21 protein-coding genes and 1 pseudogene are annotated in these 25,328 nt (G+C 68.8%); 10 read left to right on the top strand and 12 right to left on the bottom strand.

Annotated elements, in window-relative coordinates:
- Positions 1-79: 79 nt before the first annotated feature.
- Positions 80-1,081 (top strand): sigma-70 family RNA polymerase sigma factor, encoded by a 1,002-nt coding sequence (locus OG558_RS21335; RefSeq protein WP_405071817.1) that lies wholly within the window; start codon positions 80-82, stop codon positions 1,079-1,081.
- Between the two features lie 793 nt (positions 1,082-1,874).
- Here OG558_RS21335 and OG558_RS21330 read toward each other — a convergent pair.
- Positions 1,875-2,147, bottom strand: a pseudogene (locus OG558_RS21330) (PaaI family thioesterase); the annotation flags it as partial.
- Between the two features lie 344 nt (positions 2,148-2,491).
- On the opposite strand from OG558_RS21330, the gene OG558_RS21325 reads away from it, so the two are divergent.
- On the top strand, positions 2,492-3,508 hold the full coding sequence (locus OG558_RS21325; RefSeq protein ID WP_405071816.1) for an SDR family oxidoreductase: 1,017 nt from the start codon (positions 2,492-2,494) through the stop codon (positions 3,506-3,508).
- 10 nt (positions 3,509-3,518) lie between these two features.
- Positions 3,519-4,004, top strand: coding sequence for a DUF6328 family protein (locus tag OG558_RS21320; RefSeq protein ID WP_329474678.1), 486 nt, complete (start codon positions 3,519-3,521; stop codon positions 4,002-4,004).
- Between the two features lie 2 nt (positions 4,005-4,006).
- On the opposite strand, the gene OG558_RS21315 is transcribed toward OG558_RS21320, so the two are convergent.
- The 10 genes from OG558_RS21315 to OG558_RS21270 all read right to left on the bottom strand — a co-directional run bounded on the left by OG558_RS21315 (position 4,007) and on the right by OG558_RS21270 (position 14,403).
- Entirely contained in the window at positions 4,007-5,179 is a 1,173-nt protein-coding gene (locus OG558_RS21315; protein ID WP_405071815.1) for a protein kinase domain-containing protein, read from the bottom strand.
- A 37-nt stretch (positions 5,180-5,216) separates the two neighbouring features.
- Positions 5,217-6,908, bottom strand: a complete 1,692-nt coding sequence (groL, locus tag OG558_RS21310) for a chaperonin GroEL (protein ID WP_405071814.1) — start codon at positions 6,906-6,908, stop codon at positions 5,217-5,219.
- 23 nt (positions 6,909-6,931) lie between these two features.
- The gene (locus tag OG558_RS21305; protein WP_405071813.1) at positions 6,932-7,957 is read right to left on the bottom strand and encodes an NAD(P)-dependent alcohol dehydrogenase; all 1,026 of its coding nucleotides are present in this window, start codon (positions 7,955-7,957) and stop codon (positions 6,932-6,934) included.
- Positions 7,954-8,670 carry an iron-sulfur cluster assembly protein gene (locus tag OG558_RS21300; protein ID WP_405071812.1) on the bottom strand — a complete coding sequence of 239 codons (717 nt, stop codon included), beginning with the start codon at positions 8,668-8,670 and terminating at the stop codon, positions 7,954-7,956. Before OG558_RS21300 ends, OG558_RS21305 begins: the two co-directional genes overlap by 4 nt.
- Positions 8,670-9,713, bottom strand: coding sequence for an amidohydrolase family protein (locus tag OG558_RS21295; protein WP_405071811.1), 1,044 nt, complete (start codon positions 9,711-9,713; stop codon positions 8,670-8,672). The genes OG558_RS21300 and OG558_RS21295 overlap by 1 nt, the downstream gene beginning before the upstream one ends.
- A 12-nt stretch (positions 9,714-9,725) precedes the next feature.
- Positions 9,726-10,100, bottom strand: a complete 375-nt coding sequence (gene mimD, locus OG558_RS21290) for a propane 2-monooxygenase effector subunit MimD (protein WP_329474673.1) — start codon at positions 10,098-10,100, stop codon at positions 9,726-9,728.
- On the bottom strand, positions 10,097-11,281 hold the full coding sequence (locus OG558_RS21285) for a hypothetical protein (protein WP_329474672.1): 1,185 nt from the start codon (positions 11,279-11,281) through the stop codon (positions 10,097-10,099). Before OG558_RS21285 ends, mimD begins: the two co-directional genes overlap by 4 nt.
- Complete coding sequence (locus OG558_RS21280) at positions 11,278-12,321, bottom strand: NADH:ubiquinone reductase (Na(+)-transporting) subunit F (protein WP_405071810.1); 1,044 nt, start codon at positions 12,319-12,321, stop codon at positions 11,278-11,280. The genes OG558_RS21285 and OG558_RS21280 overlap by 4 nt, the downstream gene beginning before the upstream one ends.
- Positions 12,322-12,414: 93 nt before the next feature.
- Positions 12,415-14,064 carry a hypothetical protein gene (locus OG558_RS21275; RefSeq protein ID WP_329474670.1) on the bottom strand — a complete coding sequence of 550 codons (1,650 nt, stop codon included), beginning with the start codon at positions 14,062-14,064 and terminating at the stop codon, positions 12,415-12,417.
- 93 nt (positions 14,065-14,157) lie between these two features.
- Positions 14,158-14,403 carry a hypothetical protein gene (locus OG558_RS21270; protein WP_329474669.1) on the bottom strand — a complete coding sequence of 82 codons (246 nt, stop codon included), beginning with the start codon at positions 14,401-14,403 and terminating at the stop codon, positions 14,158-14,160.
- Positions 14,404-14,565: 162 nt separating this feature from the next.
- Here OG558_RS21270 and OG558_RS21265 point away from each other — a divergent pair, with 162 nt between their 5' ends.
- The 3 genes from OG558_RS21265 to OG558_RS21255 all read left to right on the top strand — a co-directional run bounded on the left by OG558_RS21265 (position 14,566) and on the right by OG558_RS21255 (position 18,879).
- Positions 14,566-16,371, top strand: coding sequence for a sigma-54-dependent Fis family transcriptional regulator (locus OG558_RS21265; protein ID WP_405071809.1), 1,806 nt, complete (start codon positions 14,566-14,568; stop codon positions 16,369-16,371).
- A gap of 91 nt (positions 16,372-16,462) precedes the next feature.
- Positions 16,463-17,680 (top strand): MFS transporter, encoded by a 1,218-nt coding sequence (locus OG558_RS21260; protein ID WP_405071808.1) that lies wholly within the window; start codon positions 16,463-16,465, stop codon positions 17,678-17,680.
- Positions 17,677-18,879 (top strand): MFS transporter, encoded by a 1,203-nt coding sequence (locus OG558_RS21255; protein WP_329474666.1) that lies wholly within the window; start codon positions 17,677-17,679, stop codon positions 18,877-18,879. Before OG558_RS21260 ends, OG558_RS21255 begins: the two co-directional genes overlap by 4 nt.
- A gap of 6 nt (positions 18,880-18,885) precedes the next feature.
- Here the strand turns inward: OG558_RS21255 and OG558_RS21250 are convergent, their stop codons facing one another.
- Complete coding sequence (locus OG558_RS21250) at positions 18,886-19,848, bottom strand: helix-turn-helix domain-containing protein (RefSeq protein ID WP_405071807.1); 963 nt, start codon at positions 19,846-19,848, stop codon at positions 18,886-18,888.
- A 109-nt stretch (positions 19,849-19,957) separates the two neighbouring features.
- Here OG558_RS21250 and OG558_RS21245 point away from each other — a divergent pair, with 109 nt between their 5' ends.
- From OG558_RS21245 to OG558_RS21230, 4 genes are all read left to right on the top strand, one after another.
- The gene (locus tag OG558_RS21245; RefSeq protein ID WP_405071806.1) at positions 19,958-21,085 is read left to right on the top strand and encodes a hypothetical protein; all 1,128 of its coding nucleotides are present in this window, start codon (positions 19,958-19,960) and stop codon (positions 21,083-21,085) included.
- Between the two features lie 34 nt (positions 21,086-21,119).
- Complete coding sequence (locus tag OG558_RS21240) at positions 21,120-23,039, top strand: putative Ig domain-containing protein (protein ID WP_405071805.1); 1,920 nt, start codon at positions 21,120-21,122, stop codon at positions 23,037-23,039.
- 79 nt (positions 23,040-23,118) lie between these two features.
- Positions 23,119-24,147 (top strand): LacI family DNA-binding transcriptional regulator, encoded by a 1,029-nt coding sequence (locus OG558_RS21235; RefSeq protein ID WP_405071804.1) that lies wholly within the window; start codon positions 23,119-23,121, stop codon positions 24,145-24,147.
- A 79-nt stretch (positions 24,148-24,226) separates the two neighbouring features.
- On the top strand, positions 24,227-25,327 hold the full coding sequence (locus OG558_RS21230) for a glycoside hydrolase family 172 protein (RefSeq protein ID WP_405071803.1): 1,101 nt from the start codon (positions 24,227-24,229) through the stop codon (positions 25,325-25,327).
- Position 25,328: the final 1 nt, after the last annotated feature.

Here is a 25,328-nt window from a genome sequence, read left to right as displayed (position 1 = left end):
CGCCCAGTTCGCGGCTCGGCCGGTGTCGATACTGGTGAGCGGGACAAAGACTGCGGAGACATGACGCGAGGGTGGAGTGGTGACAACCGAGCTGATGACCAAGGCACGGGCCGGCGACGGCGGTGCGTTCCGGGAGCTGACCGAGCCCTACCGCCGAGAGCTGCTGGTGCACTGCTACCGGATGCTCGGCTCCTTCCAGGACGCCGAGGATGCGCTCCAGGACGCACTGCTGTCGGCCTGGGAGGGCCTCGGTGGATTCGAGGGCCGCGCATCGATCCGCACCTGGCTCTACCGGATCGCGACCAATCGGTGCCTCAACGCGCTCCGCTCGGCCAAGCGACGCCAGGCCAAGGAGTGGGACGTGCCCGAGATCGAACCCCCCGAGCCGACCGGGTTCAGCGAAGTCGTGTGGCTCGAGCCCTATCCCGACGCATTGCTCGAGGGTGCGATCGACGGACCGCTCGGCCCGGAGGCGCGCTACGAACAGACCGAAGCGCTGTCGCTGGCGTTCGTGACCGCATTGCAGGTCCTGCCCGCTCGCCAGCGCGCCGTACTCATCCTGCGCGAGGTGCTCGGTTACCACGCCGACGAGGTGGCCGAGATGCTCGACTCGACCGTTGTCTCGGTCAACAGCGCGCTCAAACGCGCCCGCGCCGGCCTACAGCGCCGCCTGCCGACCGGCGAGCACTCGGCCCCGGCGCCGAACTCACCCGCCGAGCAGGCGCTCGTGGCGAAGTTCGTCCGCGCGTACGGCGCCGGCGACGTCGACACGCTGGTTGCGTTGCTCACCGACGACGTCCGTCTGTCCATGCCCCCGATCCCCCTCGAGTACCGCGGCCGCGATGCCGTGTCCCGTTTCTACGCCAGCATCATCAGCCACCGCAGGTACGACCTCGTGCCGACGCGAGCGAACGGGCAGGTGGCGTTCGGGACCTACCTCTACGCCCCCACCGACGGCATCCGCCACGGCACCGGTCTCCTCGTCCTCACCCTCACCGGCGACCGGATCTCCGCCCTGACCCGCTTCGACAACAGTGTCCTTCCGTCGTTCGGCCTGCCGCGATCACTGCCTGGCAGCTGACGCGCGATGCGGCAGCTCGAGAGCTGGTGCCGCGTCAAGCAGCGTTGGGGAGGTAATCGGGGTCGGCGGTTCTCAACCCCATTGGCTCGCGTCGGTGGGTCCGGTGGCGCCCAGCTCACCCTGCGCTCCCGGGCTCTTCTGCTCGACGCATGGGTGATCGCCAGCCGGGTGGTCGGGATAGGGGGCGATGTCACTGGGGTGCGCAAGGAGGCAAGGTGGAGGGTGTGCCGAGGCCGGGCCGGGCGGTTCCGGCGGGCTGTTCCCCCGCGGATCGGTCCACCTCTGGTGGGCCGGGACAGGTCGTGGTGGGCTGAGACAGGCAATTCCTTGTCCCAACCCACCACGACCCGTCCCACCCCACGGCCCCAGCCCACCGGCCCCGACCACGACCACGACCTGCCCCAGCCCACCGGCTCCGGTCCCCGGCCGGCGCTGTGTGTCGGCGCGGACATGGTCCCGAGCGACCCATTTCATGGGTTGACGTCCGAGATGGTGGGTTGGCGCCTCGGAATCCAGTACGGCAACCCACCATCTCGGACGTCAACCCACCAAATGCGCACCCGGTCCGCCTACTACCTGGGCGAGGTGCCGAACCGCCGGACAACCAACGCGACGGCGTGCCCGGCAACCTCGTCGCGTGCCCCGCAAACCTGTGCGGCCGGTGGTCTCACCGATGACCTACCGCCCGTCACATCACCCACACATCAAGCAGAAGAGCCGGTTGACCCCTCACAGGGAGGCGGCGGGTCGGCAGTACGTTCGGGGGTTCTCCCGATCAGGTGAGTTTGTTGCGCTAGGCAACGTCTACGACAAGGGCGGTGGCGGTCGCGGTGGCGACGATCCGGTCGTCGGCGTCATACAGGGTGCCTTCCAGGATGGCGTTGTCTCCGTTGCGGGTGACGACGCGACCACGTCCGGTCAACCGGCCGGTGGCGGTCGGGCGGACGAAGGTGGTGTTGAGGTCGAGGGTCTTGATGAAGCGGCCGGGCGGGAGGGTGGCGAGCAGGGCCGGGCCGACGGTGTCGTAGAGCATCGCGGCGAGGAACCCACCGAGGACCTCGCCGAACGGATTGGTGAAGCCTTCGGCGCCGTCGTACGCCGCCTGAACGCCCGCTCCGTCGACGCCCTGGCCAACGCATTACCGGCCAACGCGGTCACAGCAGGCGACCGGGACCTCCTCGAGTCCATCTGGTCGAACACTGCCACCACCCTCGCCCGGATCCTCCTCCACAACGAATCCGAGCCGACCCTTCGCGCCACCATCACCACCTTCTGGCATTACCAAACCGCCGGCCTGACCGCCCTCCTCCGCCACCTCGCCCACCGCTGACGACCAAACGACCTTCGCGCCGCATCAGGTCTGTTCGACCTGGGTACCGGGAGCGTCAAAGTGATCCGAGGAGGTCTGTGGTGCCGAAGGACCGGCAAGTTGTCGTGGTGACCGGAGCGAGCGCTGGGATCGGGCGGGCGAGCGCGATCGCGTTCGGCCGGCGGGGTGCCAAGGTCGCGCTGCTGGCGCGGGGCGAGGCAGGGCTGGACGGCGCGGCGCGGGAGGTAGAGGCCGCGGGCGGTACGGCGCTGACGATCCCGGTCGACGTCGCCGACTACGAGCAGGTCGAGAAGGCCGCTGCACAGGTGGAAGCGGAACTGGGGCCGATCGACGTCTGGGCGAACGTCGCGTTCACATCGGTGTTCGCACCGTTCCTGCAGATCGATCCGGACGAGTTCAAGCGCGCCACCGAGGTCACGTATCTCGGCTACGTCTACGGCACCCGTGCCGCCCTGGACCGGATGGCCCCGCGCGACCGCGGCACGATCGTGCAGGTCGGGTCGGCCCTGGCCTACCGCGGCATCCCGCTGCAGTCGGCGTACTGCGGAGCCAAACATGCCGTCCAGGGTTTCCACGACTCGTTGCGCAGCGAACTGCTGCACGACAAGTCCAACGTGCACGTCACCATGGTCCAGATGCCCGCGGTGAACACACCGCAGTTCTCCTGGGTGCTGTCCAGACTGCCCAAACACCCCCAGCCGGTGCCCCCGATCTACCAGCCCGAGGTGGCCGCCGACGCGGTTGTGTACGCCGCGGATCACCCGCGCCGCCGCGAGTACTGGATCGGCGGACCGACCATGGGCACCGTGATCGCCAACAAGTTCGCGGCCGGCCTCCTGGACCACTACCTGGCGCGGACCGGGTACAAGTCGCAGCAGACGAACCTGCCCGAAGACCCCCGCGCCGCGAATCTCTGGCATCCGGCCGACGGCTACGACGGCCACGACTTCGGCACGCACGGCGCCTTCGACGACCGATCGACGAGTCGCAGCTACGAGTTCTGGATGTCCCGGCATCGCACCCTCGTCGGTGTCATCGCCGCCGGTGCGGCGGCGGCAACCGGCATCATCGCCGCCCGGACGGCCCGCAGCCGGTAACGAGCCACCGATGATCCGCTACCAGCGAGAGGAAGAGGACTCCGGCGAGCAGCTGGATCGCCATTGGAACGAACTGCTGCAGGAACTGCGCCTGGCCCAGACCGGGACGCAGATCCTGTTCGCCTTCCTGCTGAGCATCGCCTTCCAGAACCAGTTCCACGCCGCCGACGGGTTCACCCACGGCGTGTACGCCGCGACGCTGGTCGCCTCGGCGCTGGCAGTCGCACTCTTCCTCGCGCCGGTGTCGTTCCACCGCATGGTCTACCGCCAGGGGCTCCGCGATCGGCTGGTCACCATCACCGATCGGCTCGCCCGCGCGGGCCTGGTCTTCCTGGTCGCCGCGATCTGCGGTGGAGTGTTGATCGCGCTGGACGTCGTGATGTCCAGAACGGCCGCGATCGTCATCGTTGCGGCCGTCCTGGCGTGGTTCGTCACCTTCTGGCTGGCGATTCCGGCGTACGTCCGCGCCACCCACGAACCCGAGCCGCACGACTGAGCTCAGGGCTTAGGCTTCTTCGGCTTGTTCTGGCCGGGTTTGTCGGGTTTCCCGTGCGGGGGGCTGGCGCTGTGGGTCGTGGGCACGTGTCGTGGCGAGGCGGCTGAGGGCCGAGACGTCGTCGTGTGGACGGCCACCGGCGATCGCGGCGTACTGCGAATCGCCGGCGACGGCGTGAACTGCTCGCCCGGCGACAGGTCGTTCGTCGCCGGCACGTCCACATCCCTTGTCGACAAGGCGATCCCGAGGACAGCCGACGCCAGCAGAGTGATCGCCGCAGCTGTCCCGGCAAGCACCGGCCTGGTCGGCGTCCGGCGTACCGGAAGAACGCTGGTCGTGTCCGATTCGCCGGCGAGGACGACCGGCGGCTTGATGCCCTGGGCAACCTGCGCCGCAGTCGGACGACGCGCCGGGTCCTTCGCGAGCATCCACAGCACCAGGGCCTCGAGATCCCCAGCCACGTCCGGCCGGAGTTCGCTCGGCGGGATCGGCGCGCGTTCGACGTGCTGGAACATGATCGACGCCGGCTCGTCGGCCAGGAACGGCGGATGCCCGGTGAGCACCTGGTACAGCACACAACCGAGCGCATAGACGTCGGACGGCGGCTCAGCAGGCTTGCCCAGCGCGCGTTCCGGCGCGAGGAAGTGGCTCGTCCCGACGATCTGCCCGGCCGAGGTCATTGTCGTACTCGCGTCGTCGAGCAAACGCACGATGCCGAAGTCGGCCACCTTCACCGACCCGTCGCCGGCCAGCAGCAGATTGCCGGGCTTGATGTCACGATGCACGATGCCCTGCCGGTGAGCGGCGGCCAGTCCGGACGCGGCCTGCCGAATGACGCGCTCTGCCCGGTCCGGCGGGAACGGGCCCTCGCATCTGAGCTCCTCACCGACCGTGCGATGGCCGACCAGTTCCATGGCGAGGTAGCAACAGCCGTCCTCGTCGCCGAAGTCGTACGCCGCGACGACGTGCGGGTCGCGGATCCGCGCCGCGGCGCGCGCCTCCCGCAGGAAGCGCCCGGGGGCGGCGAGCGTCCCCGGGACGGGCAGCATCAGCTTCACTGCCACGTCCCGTCCGAGGACCTCGTCGGTTGCGCGGTAGACGTCACCCATCCCGCCGCGGCCAAGGGCCGCGGCGATCCGGTATCGCCCCGCTATCAGGTCTCCCGCTCGCCTCACCCACCGGTCGGTACCCGTGACCGAACCGGCGCATGTATCACCCGACCGAGGGGCCGAGGCCCAGGGATTGCGGTGTGCTCGGGTCGGGGGATGGTTGGTGGAGGCCTTCGTCGAGGGCGCCGTACTCGGTCATCAGGGCCGCGCTGCCGCCCCACGGGGTTTGCTCCTCAGCCACCAGGGTGTTCGTGGTGAGCAGCAGGCCCGCGACCGAAGCGCCGTTCTGGAGGGCCGATCGGGCTACTCGCAGCGGGTCGATGATGCCCATCTCGAGCATGTTGCCGTAGCGGCCTTCGAGCGCGTCGAAGCCGTCGTCGACACCCATCTGGGTGGTTCGCTCGAGCACCTCCGCGCCCGAGTAGCCGGCGTTCGTCGCGATCAGGTACGCCGGCTCCCGCAGGGCGCGCCGGACGATCTCGACACCGGTCGCGTAGTCGCCCTTCACATCCAAGGCGTCGAGCGCGGGCGCGGCATGGAGCAAAGCCATCCCGCCGCCGGCGACGATGCCCTCGGCCATCGCGGCCCGGGTGGCCGACAACGCGTCCTCGACCCGGTGCTGGAGTTCCTTGAGCTCGGCCGGCGTCGGCGCACCGACCCGGATGACCGCGACCTTGCCGGACAGGGAACCGATCCGTTCGGTCAGCACGTCCTCGTCGACGCCGAAGGTCGCACGCTCCAACTCGGCACGCAACTGCGCGATCCGGAACGCGACCTCCTGCTCGCGCCCGGACGACGCCACGATCGCCGTACGATCCGCATTCACCCGGACCTGGTCCGCGCGGCCCAGTTGGGCGACGGTCATCGTCTCCAGGCTGAAACCGGAGTGCCGGCTGTAGACCGCGCCGCCGGTGATCGCGGCGATGTCCTCCAGTTTGTGCAGCCGCCGGTCGCCGAAGCCCGGTGCCCTGATCGCGACGCACTGGAACAGCCCGTTCACATGGTTGTGCACCAGCATGCTGAGCGCGGTCCCCTCGAGGTTCTCCGCGATGATCACCAGCGGCCGCGGCTCACGCATGATCTTGTCCAGCAGCGGCATGATCTCCTGAACCTTGGTGATCTTCTCGCTGCACAACAGGATGTAGGGGTCGTCGAGGTTGGCCTGCAGGCTGCCCGGGTCAGTCACCATGTACGGCGAGAGGTACCCGTTGTCGAACTCGAATCCCTCGACGAAGTCGACGCCCATGCCGTGCGTGGCCGACTCCTCGACGGTGACGATGCCGCCGTCCCCGATCGTGAACAGGGCCTTCGCGATCGCCGCGCCGACGAGGTCGTCGTCGTTCGCCGAGATCGCCGCCACCCGGGCGAAGTCCAGCTCGGTCTCGACCGGGTGGGCGACCTCGCGCAGCCGCTCGACCAGCTTGCCGACGGCCAGATCGATGCCCCGTTTCACCAGGACGGGGTTGCCACCGGTGCCGATCGCGGCCATACCCTCGCGGATGATCGCCTGGGCGATCACGGTCGCGGTGGTGGTGCCGTCGCCGACGATGTCGTTGGTCTTGATCGCCGCTTCCTTGACCAGCTGGGCACCCATGTTCTCGAACTGGTTCTTCAGGAAGATCTCCCGCGCGATCGTGACGCCGTCGTTGGTGACCACCGGCGACCCGGTGATCTTCTCCAGGATCACGTTGCGGCCCTTGGGGCCAAGTGTCGACTTCACCGCGTCCGCCAACTGGTCCACCCCGGCCAGCAGCAGGTCGCGGGCGTTCTCACCGAATCGCAGTTCCTTGGCCATCAGAGCCCTCCCAGGTCGTGAACTTACGGAACGAGGATCGCGCGGCCGCGGACCCGGCCGGCGTCGAGATCGGCGACCGCCTCGGCGGCCGCGGCGAGCGGATAGGTCCGGGTGTGCAGCGTGACCTTGCCGGCCTGCGCGAGTGCCATCAGCTCGGTCAGTTCGTTGAACGTGCCGACGATGTTGCCGACGATGTTCCGCTCGGTCGAGATGATGTCGAGGGTCGGGATCTGCACCTGGCCGCCGTACCCGATGACGAAGTACGAACCGCCGGCCGCCGTCATCGCGAAGCCGTCCTGCTCGGCGCCCTGCTCGGCGACGAAGTCCAGTACGACGTTCGCCCCGGCGCCGCCGGTGAGGTCGAGCACGGTCTGGACCTGATTGCCATCGGCAACCACCGTCTGGTCCGCGCCGAGCTGCTCGGCCAGCTTGAGCGCCTCGGGGTTGCGGTCGACGACGATGATCCGGGTCGCGGTCAGCGCCGCCAGGCACTGCACGCCGATGTGCCCGAGACCACCCGCGCCGATCACGACACACGTCGTACCGGGTGGCAGCAGCGGGATCGCCTTGCGGACCGCGTGGTACGCCGTGATGCCGGCGTCGGCGAGTGCCGCCACGTCTTCTGGCTTGGTGCTCGGGTCGAGCTTCACGCAGGCGCGTGCCGAGGTGAGGAGGTACTCCGCCATCCCGCCGTCGCTGTCGAGGCCCGGGAACGTGCTGTTGGAGCAATGCATGTCGTTGCCGGCGCGGCAGGCCTGGCAGAGGCCGCACGTCGGTGTCGGGTGCAGGATGACCGTGTCACCGACCTGCACATTGGTGACGGCGGAGCCGATCTCGTGTACCCAGCCGGCGTTCTCGTGGCCGATCGTGTACGGCAGGGTCGGGTGCATCGCCGCGTCCCACTGCCCCTCGATGATGTGCAGGTCGGTGCGGCACACGCCGGCGCCGCCGATCTTGACGATCACGTCCAGCGGTCCCTTGACGACCGGTTCCGGTACGTCCTCGACCACTGGCTGCTGGTGGTATCCGTGCAGTCGAACGGCCTTCATCCCTCTGCCTCCTCGCCTGCACCGGTCTCGGCGTACCGGTGCCGCAGCATTCCCCTACAGATGCCGGTGTTGGCCTCGATCCCGGTCCGGGTGAGGCGTGCCATGCCCAGATACTTCGGCGCCCCGGCGCCGGTGATCGCGGTACCGGTGCCGGGGTCGATCAGGAGCGGTGCGGCCGGGTCCGTCCGCAGTCCGAGCTCGGCCCGCCGCCGCAGCAGCCGGTCGAGCTCGGTCGATGCCGGTACGTCGCCCAGCGTCAGGCCGGTCAGGTCCCCCCGATCGGTGCCGGCGGCCATCAGTTGCCGGCACACCTGGTCGGTTCCGGCCAGCATCGCCTTGGTCACGAAGGTCCGGCGCAGCTCGTCCAGTTCGTCGACCGCCTCACCCGCGAACGACGCGACGAAGCCCGCCCGAGCCGCGACCCCGGCGTTGATCTGATCGGCCGCGAAGTGATCCTCGAGCGCCACATCGGCACTGCGGACTTCGGGGAGCGCGGACACCACGTCGTACGCGTCGGCGACCATCAGGAAGGCGAAGTTCGGCGCACAGAAGTACGTCGGCAGGCGCAGCCGCACGACGGCATCGCCGGCCGCCGAGACGACGCAGGTGGACACGAACCCCAGCGTCGTGATCGGCTCGTCCAGCTCCGGATCCCGAACCGCGTCCAGGGCGGTGAGCACCGCCCTGGACCGTTCCGTCACCAGTGCCGTCATTACTGCGTGACCAGCTTCGCGTCGTCAGGCGCGGCCGGCGTCGCCTCCTTGAGTTGATACTCGTCGGGCACCTTGAGGTCGTACAGCTTGGCCGCGTTCAGCCCGAGGATCTTCTTCTTGCCCTCGACCCCGAGCCGCGGGTAGTCGGTGAACTCGTCGCCTTCGGGGAACTCCCAGTCGACGAAGCCCTCGATCTGCCACTTCGGCTCCCAGATGGCGTAGTCGCTGCCGAAGGTCATCTTGTCCTCGCCGACCCAGAACAGCAGCTCCCCCATCACCTTCGCGAAGAACCGTGGCCGGGCGTTCATCAGGCCGCCGATGACGACGGACAGACCGGCGTACACGTTGGGTTCCTGGGTCGCCATGAAGCAGAAGTCCTCGATCCGCGGCAGCCCGACGTGCTCGACGATGAAGTTCAGGTCGGGGAAGTCGGTCGCCGCGTGGTCGATGTCGGAGACGTCGAACGCGTCCTTGTCCAGCGGCCAGATCGTGGGGCCCTTGTGGACGTGGATGTTCTTGATCCCGAGCTCCTGGGCCTTCTCCAGGTAGCGGTACGCCCCGGGGTCGCTGAGCTTGTAGCCACGCGATCCGTTGTTCCACTCGGCGGTGTAGAGCTTGACGCCGCGCGAGCCGTACCGGTCGACGTTGCGCTTCAGCTCCTCCAGCCCGTTGTCGCCGTCCCGCGGGTCGAACCGGGTGTTGTGGACGAACATGCCCGGGTGCTTCTCACCCAGCGCGGCGTTCTTCTCGGTGGTGTTGAACCCGTCCTTGTACCACTCCTTCAGGTACGTCGGCTGGAACACCGCGACATCCACATAGCCGTCCTCGAAGACGTCCTTCATCAGGTCGTCCTCGGAGTACTTCATGAACTTCTCGATGGTCCAGTGGGTCTCCTTCGGCGCGAGACTCTGGTAGGCGTGGAAGCACTCGATCCAGCCCTTCGCGTACTGTTCCGCGCCCGGCACCCAGTTGTCCGGACCCGCGTCCCAGAAGTGCATGTGGCTGTCGACCACGTAGTACTTCTCGCCGTTCTTCTCGTACACGTCCGGACCCCCTTACTTGGTTGCGGTCAGGTCGAAGCCGAGGTACTCGGCCGCGTCCTCGGGATTGGCGACCAGGATCGTCCGGTCGTCGGTGTGGATCATCCGGCCGTAGTGCGTCGACATGTTCTCCTCGAACTCGGCCTGGTCGAAGTAGCCGGGCTCCTCACCGAGAGCCTCGGAGATCTGGTCGTACACGACGTCCATCCGGCCGACTGCGTCGACGCGGATCATCGACGGCAGCGGCGTCACGGTCACGTTGTCCTTGTGACTCATCACCTCGGCCACGACCGCGCCGACCTGATTGTTCATCAGGGTGAATCCGGCCTTGTTGGACGCGGTGCTGTTCGACTTGAAGGGGCTCTCGTGGACTGCCTTGAGCGTGGTCACTGTGCCAACTCCTTCGGTTCTTCGAGGCCCAACGAGGACAGGATGCCGCTGAACCGGCTCTTGACCCGGTCGAGGCCGTCCTCGAACCGTGGCGGTTTCGCATCCGGCTGCGACCACAGCGGCTGCAGGATGCGGGCCGCCTCCAACGAACGCGTGGTCCAGTCCGAGGCCCAGTCCTGCATGATCGCCCTGTTGTGGTCGGCGAACTCACGGTCGTTGGTGAGCAGCTCGAACATCGCCGTCGTGTAGCGCAGGTCGCGCTCGGCGAAGTCGTACTCGGCGGCGCCGATCACGGTCGGGGTGACAAAGTCGCCGTTGCGCGGAGCGGCCTGCTGGACCAGCTGGCTGCGGAACAGTTCGCCGACGAGCGGCTCGAACACGACGTTCGCGGCGAAGATCGCCTCACACCAGTCGTCGATCGCGGTCAGCCGCTCGGCGAGGTCGCGCACGCCCTGCCAGGCCGGGTCGGACTTCCACGTCTCCAGGTGGGCGGTGCCGTCGAAGCCCTCGATCTCCTCGGACAGGGTCAGGTTGTACAGCGCGAGGTCCTGCGCGGCGCGGATCCTGTGCATGCTGTTCACCGAGATCGCGTTGTTGTGCATGTTCGTCGGCGCGCGCCGGTTCGCGTTGGCGTACAGGTAGAGGCCGAGACCGTGATCCACGTGCATCCAGGCGCCGATGTGGTGCTCGACGAAGCGCACCCAGTTGGTGTTCCACTGCTCGAAGGCCTTCGACTGCTTGGCGGCCTCGACGTTCTGGGTGACCTGGCGGACGACGTTGGAGTTGTAGCGGTAGAGCGTGAGCTCCCACTCCTCGTTCGGGTCCCGGAACTCGTGCCAGCCGGTCGCCGGCCACTCCTTGACGACCATGCCGCCGGTGCCTATTCCGCGCTGCGGCTCGGGCTTGTCCGAGCCCCACGCCTTCAGCACGGTCCAGTCCAGCGGATACCCGCCGCGCCCGTCGGCGAACCCGTACAGCCAGCCCTGGGTGAGGTAGTGCCGCGGATCCGGTTGGACCTCGACGGTCACGTCCTCGTAGTGGCTCTGCTTGCGCTTCTGCGGCGTGTAGTAGTTGTACCGCCGTGAATCCGAGTCCGGGAACACGCGAGCGCCAGCTTCGGCGTCGGTGAAGACCGGCTTCGGCACGCTCCGCTCTGCGGCGGAGTCTTGTGTGGTGGTCATCGGCTCTCTGCCTCCAGCACCTTCGAGTCACCGGCGTCGCCGGTCGTGGTGAACTTGTCGTAGTAGATGCGCTTCGTGACGACGCCCAGGCCCTCGAGCATCGGGATTGCGGCCTCGACCATCGGGGGCGGCCCACACACGTAGGCGTCGGCGCCGGTCAGGTCCGGCTCGTGCCGGCGGACGACATCGGTGATCAGACCGACCTCCCCGTCCCACTCGTCCTCGGACAGCGCCGGCACGTAGCGGAACCGCGGCAGCGTCTCCTCGAGCCGCCGGAACTCCTCGTCGAAGCACAGGTCCCGGCGGGTGCGGGCACCGTAGTAGTACGTCGTGGGCCGGTCGATCCCCCGCTCGGCCATCGACCGCAGCAGCGCCAGGATCGGCGCCATCCCGGCCCCGCCACCCACAAAGATCAGCCGGGCGTCGGGGTTGTCCCGCAGGGTGAAGACCCCGAACGGCCCGGACAGCTCCAGCCGGTGACCGACCTGCAGTTTCCGGTCGAGGAACTCCGAGAAGATGCCGCCCGGGTAGACCTTGATGACGAACTCCAGCTGACCGCTCTCCCGGCTGGACGTGTTCGCCATCGAGAACGAGCGAGTGGCGTCCCAGCCCGGCACCTGGATGTCGACGTACTGACCGGGGAAGAACTTCAGCTCGCCGGGATCCACCAGCTTCAGGACGAGATGGCGCAGGTCGTGGGTGACCGGCGTGATCGCGACCACCTCGGCGTTGCGTTCCTGGATCGGCAGCCCGGAGCGGATCATGTCCTCGTCGTAGTTGAGCAACTCGATCGTGAGGTCCTCGTACGGATGCGCGCGGCACAACAAGGTGTAGCCCTCGTCCAGCTCGTACTCCGGCAGTGCGAACGTCGAGTACCGCTCGAGCTCGATGTCATCCCCGTCCAGGACGAAGGACTTGCAGGACGAGCACTGTCCCTCCTTGCAGCCGTGCATCAGCATCACGCCCTGCTCCGCCGCGGCGCGCAGGATCGTCTGCTCCTCGTCGACCTCGATCTCGATGCCGACAGGTTCGAACCTCACGACATGTTTCTCGCCCATGGCTCCTGCTGCTGGTCCGGGGGATGAATCGGGGCGGGCGGGTACCAGGCGCACCCACCCGCCCCTTGGAGGGGTTCAGGCGTCGGCCGGTGCCCGTCCGGCAGGGCCTCCGCGTACGTAGCGAGCGGCGAACGCGGTCCGCTCGTCGTCACTCATCTCGTTCAGCAGCACGTTCGGGCTCGCCAGCGGCGGGCACCTGCGCAGGTGGTCCAGCGTCCACATCTTGCTCGGGTCGAGGTTGAGGTGTGGCTGCGCGACCATCGTCTTGCCGTCGTCACGGACGAATCCCATGTCCGAGACCACGTCGGCCCAGTTCCAGCCGTGGTACAGGGTCTCCCACTCGCGGTGACCGATCAGCTGGCCCATGTTCGGCGTCTGCCGGCCCTGGTACGTCGGCCGGAACGCCGTCTCGTCGGTCCACTTGCACATCTCGTGGCAGTAGGTCCGCCACTGGCCGTCGACCTTGGCCATCACCATGTCCTCGCGGACCAGGCACGGGACCATGCAGGTCCAGCACCGGTGCGGGTACTCGTAGTCGACGTCCTCGAACACGATCGGCTTGTGTCCGTTCGGCATCGACAGCCGGTTGTAGTTCTCCCACCACGCGCCGTACTTGTCGTACCAGCCCGGGTACTTGTACTCGAACCACTCGAAGTCCTTGTCCGTCATCGGGTCGATCCGCCAGTAGTTGGCGAGCCAGCCGGTGGCGAAGAACTGGGCGACCTCGTGCACGTAGCCCTTGTTCCAGATCTGGTTCCAGGACTCCTCGATCAGGTCGTGCGGGATCTCGAGGCCGTACTTCTCCAACGGGACGAGGTAGCTGCGGTAGTAGTCGTCGTAGATCCACCGCCGCCACATCTCGGCGTAGCTCTCGCGATCCTTGCGGCGGTCCTTCGTGCCGTACTCGATGAAGGTCCCGATCGCGGCGTCGACGACGCGGTGGTTGTTCCACCACGCGTACCGCAGGTCACGGGCGAGCAGCTGGTGGTTGCCCTCGTCGGCGAGTGCCATCAGCAGCGTCGCGTACCCGTTGCTGATGTGCCGCGACTCGTCGGACTGCACCGAGTGGAACACCGTCGGCAACAGGTAGTCACCGTTCGCGGCGGCCTCGGCCGGCATGGCCACGAACAGCGTGTTCGTGAACGCCGTCTCGGCCACGATGGTCAGGTAGATGCTCGCCGCGGTGATCGCGTCACCGGTGATGAAGCCTTCGGCGAACTGACGCCCGATCGTGCCGCAGTAGTCGCTCTGGAAGTCTCGCAGGCTCGAGTTGAACCCCGCCGGGTCGATGTAGTTGTTCATGTACAAGCGTTTGAGGTTCTGCTGGATCGTCGAGTGCCTGACCTCGTCGATCATCTGGATCGCCTGGCCGTTGTGCAGCTCAGGGTTCGGCACCGTCCGGAAGAGCAGCGGCATCGCCCGGGCGGCGGAGATCTCCGGCAGCGGAATGATGCTGAGGAAGAGCTTCTGCCACTCCAGCCAGCGCTCCTGCACCTGGCGGAACATGTTGCCGCGGATCGCGCCGTCCGAGGCGCCGTACACCCGGTGGTCCTTCTCCTCCTGCATCGGGAAGTACGACCGCAGGACCTGCTTCAGCGGGTCCTTCTTCTGTGCCTTCTGGAACGTGTAGTCGGTTCCGTACTGGGAGACCGGCTCGTGGTACGCCGGTTCCCAGGACAACTCCTGGATCTTCTGGTGGGCCCTCGCCACACTCTGGCGACTCATGGCACTCCTCCCGCTCGCGTGGCCGACTGTTCTTGCAGTACATGCCCGCTGCCACCGCGGAGAGGTCTCAAATTGAGATGCGCGTCACAGACTTCACGGCTCGCCGAACATCGCCTGCCGGAGCTCGGCCAGCCGGGCGTCCTTCTCCTGCGCGAGACGCTGATCGCCTTGCAGATCAGGGTGGATGCCGAAGCACCGCAGCAGCTCGGCGGCCGGCTCGCCCGGGTGCCCGGTCGCGCCGAGGACCGGATGGAGGCCGACGTCGGCCAGGTGTTCGAAGACGACGTGCACGACGGTCCACGGGTTGTACGACTCCTGGCTCGGGATACCGTTCTCCATCGGAACCTCCTGATCGCCCTCCTCGCATCACAAGCCCGGAAACCACGGCTGGTTGTCTCAATCTGAGACACCGCTTGCGGCTGGGTGTACTACGCTCGAAGTGCGAGTCACTGGGTGGGGCCCGAGCGGATCCGCTCTCCCTGCCTGGTGTCGGGAGGCTCCGTGGACGAACTCACCCCTTCGGCCGAGGACAGTCGCCGAGCCGCAACGGCCCGGCTGAACTTCCTCACCCTCGAACCGATCCGGCCGCAAGACGTCCGGCCGCCGATCCTCGCGTCCTGGGTGCGATCGCGGCGGCACTGGCACCTGCCCGCCGACCGGATCACCCTGCCCTTCGTCGAGGACCCCGACCTGGACATCCCCCTGACCCGCAGCGCGCTCCCGGTGTTGCAGCAGTTGCACGAGAATCTCGACGGTCAGCCGATCAGCGTCATCCTCACCGACCGGACCGGCATGGTCCTACAGCGCCTGACCGCGGACAGAGAACTGAGCCGGCACCTCGACAAGGTCAACCTCGCGCCGGGCTTCAGCTACGCCGAGGAGTTCGCCGGCACGAACGGGATCGGCACCGCCCTCGAGGGCGGCGGCCCGATGCACGTCTTCGGCCATGAGCACTACGCCGAGGACCTCGAGGACCTGGCCTGCGCCGGCGTACCGATCCGGCACCCGATCACCGGCAAGACGGTCGGCGCGATCGACCTGACCTGCTGGCGCAAGGACGCCGGCTCCCTGCTGATGGCGCTCGCCAAGACTACGGCGGAGAACATCCGGTCGGCCCTGCTGAAGGACAGCTCGCCCCGGGAGCTGACGCTGCTGCAGGCGTACCTGCAAAGCAGCCGCCGGCTCGGCGACATGGTCCTCGCGGTCGATGAGGACCTCCTGCTGATGAACGCCATGGCCCGGCAGTCCCTCGACACCGCGGATCAGCGCGCGGTGCTCGGGCACGCCGTGGAGATGCTGGCTCGTGGCGGCTCCGACGCGGTCGTCACGGAGTTGCCCACCGGCAGTCGGGTCCGGATCACCTGCCGCCCGGTGGCGGTCGGTGGTCAAGGTGGTGCGGGGATCATCCAGGTCAGCCCGCACAACTCCGGACCGGATCGCGGGACGCCGGCCGTCGGCCACCGCCCGCCGCCGCGTCCGGTCCTGCCCGGGCTGGTCGGCCACAGTGCGCCCTGGCTCGGGAGCAGTCGTGAGGTCGACAACGCGTACCGGGTCGGGCAATGGGTGGTGCTCACCGGCGAGCGCGGCGTCGGCAAGGTCGCACTCGCCCGGGCCGCCCATCACCAGAACAACCCGGCCGGCTTGTTCCACGTGCTCGACGCCGCCCGGACGGGCGATGGTTTCGGCGCCGAACTGGAGGCCGAGCTGGCCGACGACTCGGTGCATACGCTGGTGATCCGGCACGTAGAGCGGCTCGACGCGGCCGGCGTCGACGCGACCGTCGAGGCCCTGTACGGCGTTCTCGAGCGCCGGCCGTCCGATCCACCATGGATCGCCCTTACGCTGACCAGCGACGAGACGGAGCCCCCGGACCTCGGGGACCTGCTGACCTTGTTCCCGCTCACCGTCGAGGTGCCGCCGCTGCGGCATCACGTCGAGGACGTCCGCGAGCTGGTGCCGTACTTCCTCAACCAGTTGAGCCACGGTGAGCTGACCTGTGCACCGGAGGCGATGCAGCAGCTGATGCGATCGTCGTGGCAGGGCAACACCGCCGAGCTGTGCCAGGTCCTGAAGCAGGTCGTCCTGCGGCGCCGCCGGACCGGGGTGATCACGCCCGCGGACCTTCCGGCCCGGGTCCAGGCGATCAGTCGCCGCAGTCTCAGCCAGCTCGAGGCCCTCGAACGCGACGCGATCATCCGCAGCCTGGTCGCCAACGAGGGGCACAAGGGGCGTGCCGCGAAGTCCCTCGGCATGTCCCGCGCCACCATCTACCGCAAGATCCACGACTACGGCATCCAGCCGCCATAACGATCACATTTGCGCCGTTAATCGACGGTCGGGACAGATTTGATCAGATTTGGGTTGCCCTCGGTGGGTGGGACAGGGTTCCATTGCAGGGGTGACGGAGACGCGTGCCGCCGGACCGGCGGAGGAGCAGGAATTCTCGTACCGGCCGCTCGTGTGGCTGGCGGTCGCGACGTTCTCGATGGGGATCGACGGGTACGTGCTGGCGGGTCTGCTGCCGGCCATCGCCGGGGACCTGCGCGTCAGTACGGCGGCCGCCGGGCAGCTGATGACGATCTTCGCACTGACCGCGGCCCTGGCCGGACCGGTGCTCTCGACCGTGACGAGCCGCTGGGAACGGCGTACGACGATCGTCCTGGCGCTCGGCGTCTTCGTGCTCGGCAACCTGATCGTCGGACTGGCGCAGAACTACCCGATCGCGCTGAGTGGCCGGGTCGTGGCGGCGCTCGGCGGTTCGCTGCTCAACGCCGCCGTCCTGGGCTACGTGATCGCGATGACGCCGGTCCAGCATCACGGCAAGGCGTTGTCCTTCGTACTCGGCGGCTGGATGGTCGCGACCGCGCTCGGCGTACCGGTCGGGCTGGTCATCGGACAGTCCAGCTGGCGGTTCCCGCTGATTATGGTCGCCGTGGTCGGCAGCATCGCGCTGGTCGGCATCATGATCGGGCTGCCCCGCCTGCACCTTCCGGCCGCATCGCTCGCCGACCGGCTCCGCCCGCTCGGTCAACCCCGGCTGCTCGCCGCGCTGCTCGTCACGACCGGCATCCTCTGCAGCAGCTACACCTGCTTCACCTACGCGGTGCTGATCCTCGGCCCGCACCTCGGCGCTGACTGGATGATCATCGCGGTCATGTTCGGGTACGGCGTCGCGAGCATGGTCGGGAACGCGGTCACCGGCCGGCTGACCGACCGTTTCACCCCTGTGCGCGTGCTCACCGTGGTTCTGACCGGACTCCTGCTGAACTCGGTCCTCGGAATGACCGGGCTGATGCTCTCGCCGGCCGTCCTGGTCACGGTGCTCGGCCTGCTCTGGTTCTTCCTCGCCGGCGTCGGCAACGGGGGCGCCGCCGTCCCCCAGCAGGCCCGCCTCGGAGCGCTCGCCCCCGCGTCCGCCGCGATCGTGATGGCCTTGAACGGCAGCGCCATCTCGCTCGGCTCCGCGCTGGGCAGCGGCCTCGGCGGCGTGGCCCTCACCACCGGCCTTCCCCCGAACGGTCTGCTCGGCGTCGCCTCCGTCGTCCTCGCCATCACCGTCACCCTCCACCTGATCGTCTCCCGCTCCTCCACTGCCGCAAAAGTCGCCGTCGAGTGACGAACACGTGCGCCACGGAGACGATTGAGGAGCAGGAGTTCTCGTACCGGCCGCTGGTCTGGCTGGCGGTGGCGACGTTCTCGATGGGAATCGACGGGTACGTCCTGACCGGGTTGCTGCCGGCCGTCTCCGCGGACCTGCACGTGAGCGCGGCGGCCGCGGGCCAGTTGATGTCCGCCTTCGCGCTGACCGCCGCCTTCGCCGGGCCGGTGCTCGGAACGCTGACGAGCCGCTGGGAACGCCGTACGACGATCGCCTCGGCGCTCGCCGTCTTCGCCCTCGGCAACCTGATCGTCGGGTTCGCGACGACCTACCCGCTCGCGTTCGCCGGCCGGGTGGTGGCGGCGCTCGGCGGCTGCCTGCTGAACGCCGCTGTCAGCGGGTACGTGATCGCGGTGACTCCGGTCCGGCATCGTGGGAAGGCCTTGTCGTTCGTGCTCGGCGGGTTGCTGACCGCGACCGCGCTCGGCGTACCGGTCGGCCTGGTGATCGGGCAGTCCAGCTGGCGATACCCGATGATCCTGGTCGCCGTGATGGCAACGATCGCTCTGGCCGGCATCCTGCGCGGCCTGCCTCGCCGGCACCTCCCCGCGGGACGGCTTGCCGACCAGCTTCGCCCGCTCGGCCGGCCGCGGCTGCTCGGCGCTCTGCTCGTCACCACCGGCATCCTCTGCGGCAGCTTCGTCTGCTTCACGTACGCCGTCCTGATCCTCGGCCCGTCCTTCCCCGCCGGCTGGATGATCATCGCGGTCATGTTCGGGTACGGCGTCATGAGCGCGTTGGGTAATGCGATCACGGGCCGGCTGGCGGACCGCTTCTCGGCACCGCGCGTGCTCACCGTCGTCCTGATCGTGCTGGTGCTGAACTCGATCCTCGGCATGGCCGGCCTGATGCTGACCTCGGCCGTCGTGGTCGCGGTGATCGGCCTGATCTGGTTCTTCGCCCAAGGCATCGGCAACGGCGGCGCCGCCGTACCGCAGCAGGTCCGGCTGGCCGGCCTCGCCCCGGCGTCGCCCGCGATCGTGATGGCCCTCAACGGCAGCGCGATCTCGCTCGGTTCGGCGCTCGGCAGCGGACTCGGCGGTGTCGCGCTGGCCGCCGGGACCGCACCGAGCGGCCTGCTTGGCGTCGCGGCCGTCGTCCTCGCCGTCACACTGGGCCTGCATCTGGTCGTCGTGAAGTTCAGAGTGTCGTCCTGACAGCGGTCAGCGCCAACCGCGGCGGGCGGCTTGAAGGCCGGCCTGGAAGCGGCTGGTGGCGCCGAGCTGGTCCTGGACCTCGGCGATCCGGCGGCGCAAGGTCCGGCCGCTGACGCCGAGCTGGCGGGCGATCGCCTCGTCCTTCATGCCGCTGGCGAGCAGGTTGATCAGCGTCGTGACCGGATCCGTGGCCGCGGACGCTGTCAGCCGGAGCGGCGAGGCCTGGCCCCACAACTGATCGAACAGAACCTGGAGGGCGCTGGTCAGTGCGGAGTCCGTGACCACAACGGCGCGCGCCTGGCCCGGCGTGGACGGGCCGTCGCCGGCCAGCGGGAGGATCGCGGTCCGGCCGTCGACGATCAGCAGCTTCACCGGGACCTGCGGCAGCACGCGAGCCTGTTCCCCCCGCTCAGCCATCGATCGCAGCCGGTCGACCCAGCCGGGGTGGTCCAGCACCTCGGCCGCATAGATCGCCCGGAACCGGACGCCACGATCCAGCAGTGCCAGTTCGGCGCTCGACACCTGGTGACTGCCGTCCGCGACGTACGGCGGGGTGTCCGTGCCGACCGCCTGTTCGGTCGCCCCACGCAACATGTCGTCGATGCGGGCCTCGATCGCGTCGCGGCCGACCGCGATCTCGATCAGGCGGCTCGGCTCGGCCTGCAACTGCCCGGCGCTGAACTCGCGGGCGAGCTGGTCGGTCATCGCGGCGACCCCGTCCAGCGCCGCCCGCCGTTCGCGCACCAGCATGCCGAGCCCGGAGCGCGGGTCGACCGGCGCCGGCGCGGCCTCGGATCCGCCGCGCACCAGCCCCGCCGCGACCAGTCGGCCGACCGCCGCCTGGACCGCCGCCACCGGCACCTCCAGCACCTCGCTGTGCTGCCCGACCGGTACGCCGGGATCGCGCAACAACTGCTGGTACACCCGCGCGTCCACAGCGGACAGTCCTACTGCTTCCCAATCAGCCACCGTCCGAGCCTAGTTGGCCGGAATCGGCGTTTGGCCGGATCCGGCGCCAAACCGGCCGAACCAGCGCTTAGCGTGTCCCCAGGAAGCACCCCTGTCCGAGGAGTGAACTGTGCGTTTACATGCTGGCCGTTCCGCGATCGCCCTGGCAGGTGCGGTTGCGACCGCCGTTCTCGTCGGCTCCGGCGCCGGCGTGGCGACCGCGCAACCCAACGAACCCGCCTTCGCACCGCAGTCGATCGTCTGGCCGACGCAGAACGACGGTTACCTGCTCGGCGGCGTCCAGTGCGGGACGGCGCCCTGTCCGGCCGCGGTCAAGGCCACCCACGACGGCGGCAAGACCTGGACGACCGCCGGCCGCACACACAACGGACTGGCCATGAGCGGTGAGCCGGGCCTGACCAGCCTGCAGTTCGCGGACCAGAAGTTCGGCTGGGCCTACGACCCGTTCCTCGAGGTCACCCGGGACGGCGGCAAGACCTGGACCCAGGTCCCGGTGCCCGGCAGCGACGCCAAGGTGCTGAACCTGCTGGCCTCGTCCGACGGCACGTACGTCGTCACATCGGGCTGCGCGATCGGGACCGGGATCTGCGACGACCGGCCACTCAAGGTCTGGCGCGCACCGGCCGGGAAGTCCACCGGCTGGAAGCAGCTCGACCTCGCGGTGGGGGCCTATGACCACGTCACCTGGGCCGCCGAGGGCTCGACGGTCTACGCCCTCACGGCGGGGTTCAACGGACCGGGCCGGCTGTCCACCCTGCGCAACGGCACGGTTCGCTCGACCAGCACGGTCAGCTGTGCGGACCCGGACGACGCCGCCATCACCGACCTCGCGACGAACGGCCCGAACCGTCTTTTCGTGCTCTGCATGGCGAACTACGGCCGCGGCCACTCCGACAAGACGCTCCTGGTCTCGGGTGACGGCGGCAAGACCTTCCGGTACGACGCCATCCCCGGCGGCCTCGGTCTGGCCGGCCAGCTCGCGGTCGCGCCGGACGGCGCGGTCATGCTCTCCACGCTCACTGCGAGCCTGGTCTACAACCGTCCGACGCTGTCGAAGGCGTGGCGCGTCGACCAGACCTGGCTCGAGAACAGCGAGCACATCCACGACCTGGTCTTCCAGTCCGGCTCGACCGCGTGGCTCGTCGAGCGCGATGCGGCGTACACCCCGGACACCAAGCTCTGGGTGACCCGCGATGCCGGCCAGAGCTGGCAGCAGGCCACCGTCGTCCCGGCGTGAAGCCGATCCACTCTCGAATCATCGGAGTACACCTGTGATCTCACTGCGCCGGTTGGCGATCCCGCTCGCCCTCGTCCTCGTCGGCGCCACCACCACGGTGGCGGCCGCGGACGTCCAGGAGTCCCCGAAGGTCGTGGCCAGCTGCGACCAGAAGGTCGAGCCCGGACACTTCACCTGCTTCGCGCAACGCCGTGCCGACCTGGGCTTCCGGACCCGGGTCGCCGGTGCGCCGGCCGGCTACGGTCCGACCGACCTGCAGGCGGCGTACAAGTTGCCGTCGGCATCTTCTGGTCAGGGACAGCGGGTCTACGTCGTCGACGCGTACGACGACCCGACCGCCGAGGCGGACCTGGCCGTCTACCGTCAGCAGTTCGGACTGCCGCCGTGCACGACCGCGAACGGCTGCTTCCAGAAGCTCAACCAGGACGGCCTGCCGAGCCCGCTGCCGGGGCCGTCGCGCTCCTGGTCGGGTGAGATCTCGCTCGACCTCGATTCGGTGTCCGCGGTCTGCCCGCACTGCGGCATCACGCTGATCGAGCCGGACTCCGCCAGTACCGATCTGCTCGCGGCCACCAAGACCGCGGACCGGCTGGGCGCCAAGTTCGTCTCACTGAGCTGGGGCGGACCGGAGTCGGCCGACCTCGCCGAGCTCGACAGCACGTACTTCAACCCGCGCGGCGTCGTCTACGCGGCATCCACCGGCGACAGTGACTACGACGCCGGTGTCTCGTATCCCGCAAGCTCGGAGGCCACCACCGCGGTCGGCGGTACGACGCTGACGAGAGACGACTCGGCGCGCGGCTGGACCGAGACGGTGTGGAACAGCTTCCCCGGAGACGGCACCGGTTCGGGATGCTCCAGCCTGATGGCCAAGCCGAGCTGGCAGTCGGTCATCCCGGCCGCGGTCTGCCCACAGCGCGCCGTCGCCGATGTCTCCGCGGTGGCCGACCCCGCGACCGGTGTCGCCGTCTACCAGACCACCGGTGGCGCCGGCTGGGCTGTGTACGGCGGCACCAGCGCAGCGGCTCCGATCGTCGCTGCGATCTACGCACTTGCCGGTGACCCGGACCCCGCCTCCCGTCCGGCGAGCTATCCGTACGGCGTCACCGGCAACCTCAACGATGTTGTCCAAGGCAACAACGGCGACTGCACCCCCGCACCGCTGTGTACGGCGCAAGCCGGCTGGGACGGCCCGACCGGCCTCGGTACGCCGAACGGCACCCAGGCCCTGAAGTCGCCGACGACCGCGAACCGGATCACGGTCGACGCACCGGCACAGCAGGCCAATGCCATCGGCGATGTCGTCGCACTCCGGGCGCGCGCCACGGACTCCGGCCGGCGCCCGGTCCGGTTCACCGCCACGGACCTGCCGACCGGTCTGCGGCTCGATGGGTCGACCGGGATCATCTACGGTCGGCCCACTCAGCCGGGCACCCACTCGGTCACCGTCACCGCGACCGACTCGACCAAGGCGCGGGGCAACACCGTGATCAGCTGGGTCGTCAGCACCCGCAAGGGCGCGCGTGGCGTGGTCAACGGCGACTTCGAGTCCGGTACGGGCGGCTGGACGCAGACCGCGGATGTGATCCGCGCCGACGGCCAGTACAGCCACGACGGTCTGGGCTACGCCTGGCTCGGCGGCACCGGAACGACCCACACCGACTCGCTGAGCCAGCGGGTCAGCGTCCCTTCCGTCGGGCATCCCGGTGTGCGCTTCGCCCTGCGGATCGCGAGTGACGACACCTCGGCTGCGAACCACGACGTACTCCAGCTGACCGTCGACGGCCACCCGGTCCGGACGTACACGGCTGCCCAGAGCAGATCGTCGTACGGCGATCAGGTCGTGGACCTCACGCCGTACCGCGGCCGGACGGTCACGCTGGCGTGGACGAGCACCGAGGACGACGCGACCTCGACCACCTTCCTGCTGGACGACATCAGCGTCGCGCGCTGACGAGCTGTCCCAGGCATCGCGACCGAAAGGCAGCAGGCCGCGTGAGATGCTGAGACGTCAGGCGATCGAGGACGGGACCATGAGCAAGCGGCGGGTGACGTCGACCGATATCGCGAATGCGACCGGGGTCTCCCGGTCGGCGGTGTCGCTCGTGCTCAACGGTCGCGGCGACGGCATGGTCGACGCCGGGAAGCAGGCCCGGATCCGCGCGGTCGCCCGTGAACTCGGGTACGTGCCGAATGCCTCCGCGGTGAACCTGCGCCGCCAGCGGACAGCCACCATCGGTCTGGTCACCGACGCGATCGCGAGTGCCCCGTTCGCCGGGCCGCTGCTGTCGGCGGCCAGTGACGTGGCGCTCGAGGCCGGGTACATGATCCTGACCATCGACACCTGGCAGCACCCCGATTACGTCGATGGCGCGATGGCCACGCTGCGGGCCCGCGACGTCGACGGACTGATCTACGCCGACGCCGGTCTGCGTCAGATCGAAGGTCTCGAGGCACCACTGGGCATTCCGCTCGTCCTCGCCAACGCGTACGTCGCGGACGACTCGCTGCCGGCCTTCATCCCCGACGACGAAGGCGGCGGACGCGCCGCGGCCGAGCTCGTCCTGCGGGCCGGACACCGCCGCATCGCCTTCATCACCGGCAATCCCGACTCGCCTGCCACCGTGCAACGTGTCCGCGGGTTCACCGCCGCGCTGAACGACGCCGGCCTGCCGGTCGGCGACAGCATCGTCCCGGCCCTCTACAGCCTCAGCTCCAACCACGCGGCCGCGCTCGAACTGCTGCGCCGCCCGGACCGCCCGACCGCGATCCTCGCCGCCAACGACCGCGGCGCGACCGGGGTCATCCTCGCGGCCGCGTCGCTCGGCCTCTCCGTGCCGGGCGACCTCTCGGTGGTCGGGTACGACGACGAGCAGTTCTTCGCCGCCGAGGTCCCGCCAGGACTCACAACGATCGCGCTGCCGCACCGCGAGATGGGTCGGCGTGCCACCGCCGACCTCCTCGCCCGGATCGCGGGCGAGGACCGTCCGTACGGCGGCACCGAGCGCCTCCCCTGCGTCCCGGTGGTCCGCGGAACCGTCGCTCCACCGCCCGTCGCCTGAGCCCCGAGGCGGCTCTTGACAACGTTGACCTAACACCTGTTAGGTACTGCCCGGGGGCAAGCGGATGTCGGAGGATCACATGACTGACTGGGCGGCACTGACCCGATCTCCCGGCCGGCGCCGGAGCCGCTCGATCAACGCCGAGAACCCGACCGGCGCACCCGGACACGCCGCCACGACCGCCTCGGCCCTCGGCCCCTCCCGTAAGGGCCGCCCGGCCATCTCACTGGACTCGGGTGAGACGGCAACGCTCGCCGACATCGACGGCCCGGGCGTGATCCGGCACATCTGGATGACCGTGCCGGACAAGACGTCCGCCGGGCCTTGGGTACTGCGGGACCTCGTCCTGCGGATGTGGTGGGACGACGAGGAGCGGCCGGCTGTCGAAGTACCGCTCGGCGACTTCTTCTGCAACGGATTCGGCCGGCGGGCGCTCGTCACCTCGGAGCCGATCGTGGTCGCGCCGACCGGCGGGCTGAACTGCTACTTCCCGATGCCGTTCCGGCGGCACGCCAGGATCGAGCTGACCAACGAACACCCCGGGCCGGTCGGCGGGATCTACTACCAGCTCGACTACACGGTGGACGACGAGGTGGCCGACGACACGGCGCTGTTCCACGCGCACTGGCGCCGCAGCAACGCCTCGACGGCCTTGGGTGAGGACCATGTGATCCTCGACGGGATCGTTGGCAGTGGCAACTATGTTGGGACCTACATCGGACTGACCGCGCTGGAGCGGTTCTGGTGGGGCGAGGGCGAGGTCAAGTTCTACCTCGACGACGACGAGGAATACCCGACACAGTGCAGCACCGGACTGGAGGACTACGCCGGTGGCGCGTGGGCCTTCCAGGATGCGTTGCGCGTCAACCCGTCACCGGTGCCGTTGACCTTCAGTGCGCCGTACTGCGGGTATCCGTTCTACTCGGCGGAGGATCGCACGGGCCACTCGCCGTTCGTCACCGCCACACTGCAGTCGCATGCCATGTATCGGTGGCATCTGCCGGATCCGGTGATCTTCCATCAGCGACTGCGGATCACGCTGCAGCAGATCGGCGCCTGGGATCACGGGCACTTCGAACGCAGCGACGACATCTCCAGCGTCGCCTACTGGTATCAACTGCCCGGCGGCGGCAACGATCTGCCCGCCCTGCCGTCGCGCGAGTATCGCCGTCCCCGTTGAG

Source organism: Kribbella sp. NBC_01510 (genome assembly GCF_045040325.1).
Taxonomy (GTDB): domain Bacteria; phylum Actinomycetota; class Actinomycetes; order Propionibacteriales; family Kribbellaceae; genus Kribbella.
The sequence above is the reverse complement of the archived record's forward strand: the minus strand, read 5'-3'. Positions and strand labels throughout refer to the sequence as shown.

Bases quoted from the DNA above. Each gene is read 5' to 3' on its own strand.
- OG558_RS21285 (WP_329474672.1), bottom strand. From the start codon at position 11,281: ATGACCACCACACAAGACTCCGCCGCAGAGCGGAGCGTGCCGAAGCCG.
- OG558_RS21320 (WP_329474678.1), top strand. From the start codon at position 3,519: ATGATCCGCTACCAGCGAGAGGAAGAGGACTCCGGCGAGCAGCTGGAT.
- OG558_RS21230 (WP_405071803.1), top strand. From the start codon at position 24,227: ATGACTGACTGGGCGGCACTGACCCGATCTCCCGGCCGGCGCCGGAGC.
- OG558_RS21235 (WP_405071804.1), top strand. From the start codon at position 23,119: ATGAGCAAGCGGCGGGTGACGTCGACCGATATCGCGAATGCGACCGGG.
- OG558_RS21300 (WP_405071812.1), bottom strand. From the start codon at position 8,670: ATGACGGCACTGGTGACGGAACGGTCCAGGGCGGTGCTCACCGCCCTG.
- OG558_RS21270 (WP_329474669.1), bottom strand. From the start codon at position 14,403: ATGGAGAACGGTATCCCGAGCCAGGAGTCGTACAACCCGTGGACCGTC.
- OG558_RS21275 (WP_329474670.1), bottom strand. From the start codon at position 14,064: ATGAGTCGCCAGAGTGTGGCGAGGGCCCACCAGAAGATCCAGGAGTTG.
- groL (WP_405071814.1), bottom strand. From the start codon at position 6,908: ATGGCCAAGGAACTGCGATTCGGTGAGAACGCCCGCGACCTGCTGCTG.
- OG558_RS21305 (WP_405071813.1), bottom strand. From the start codon at position 7,957: ATGAAGGCCGTTCGACTGCACGGATACCACCAGCAGCCAGTGGTCGAG.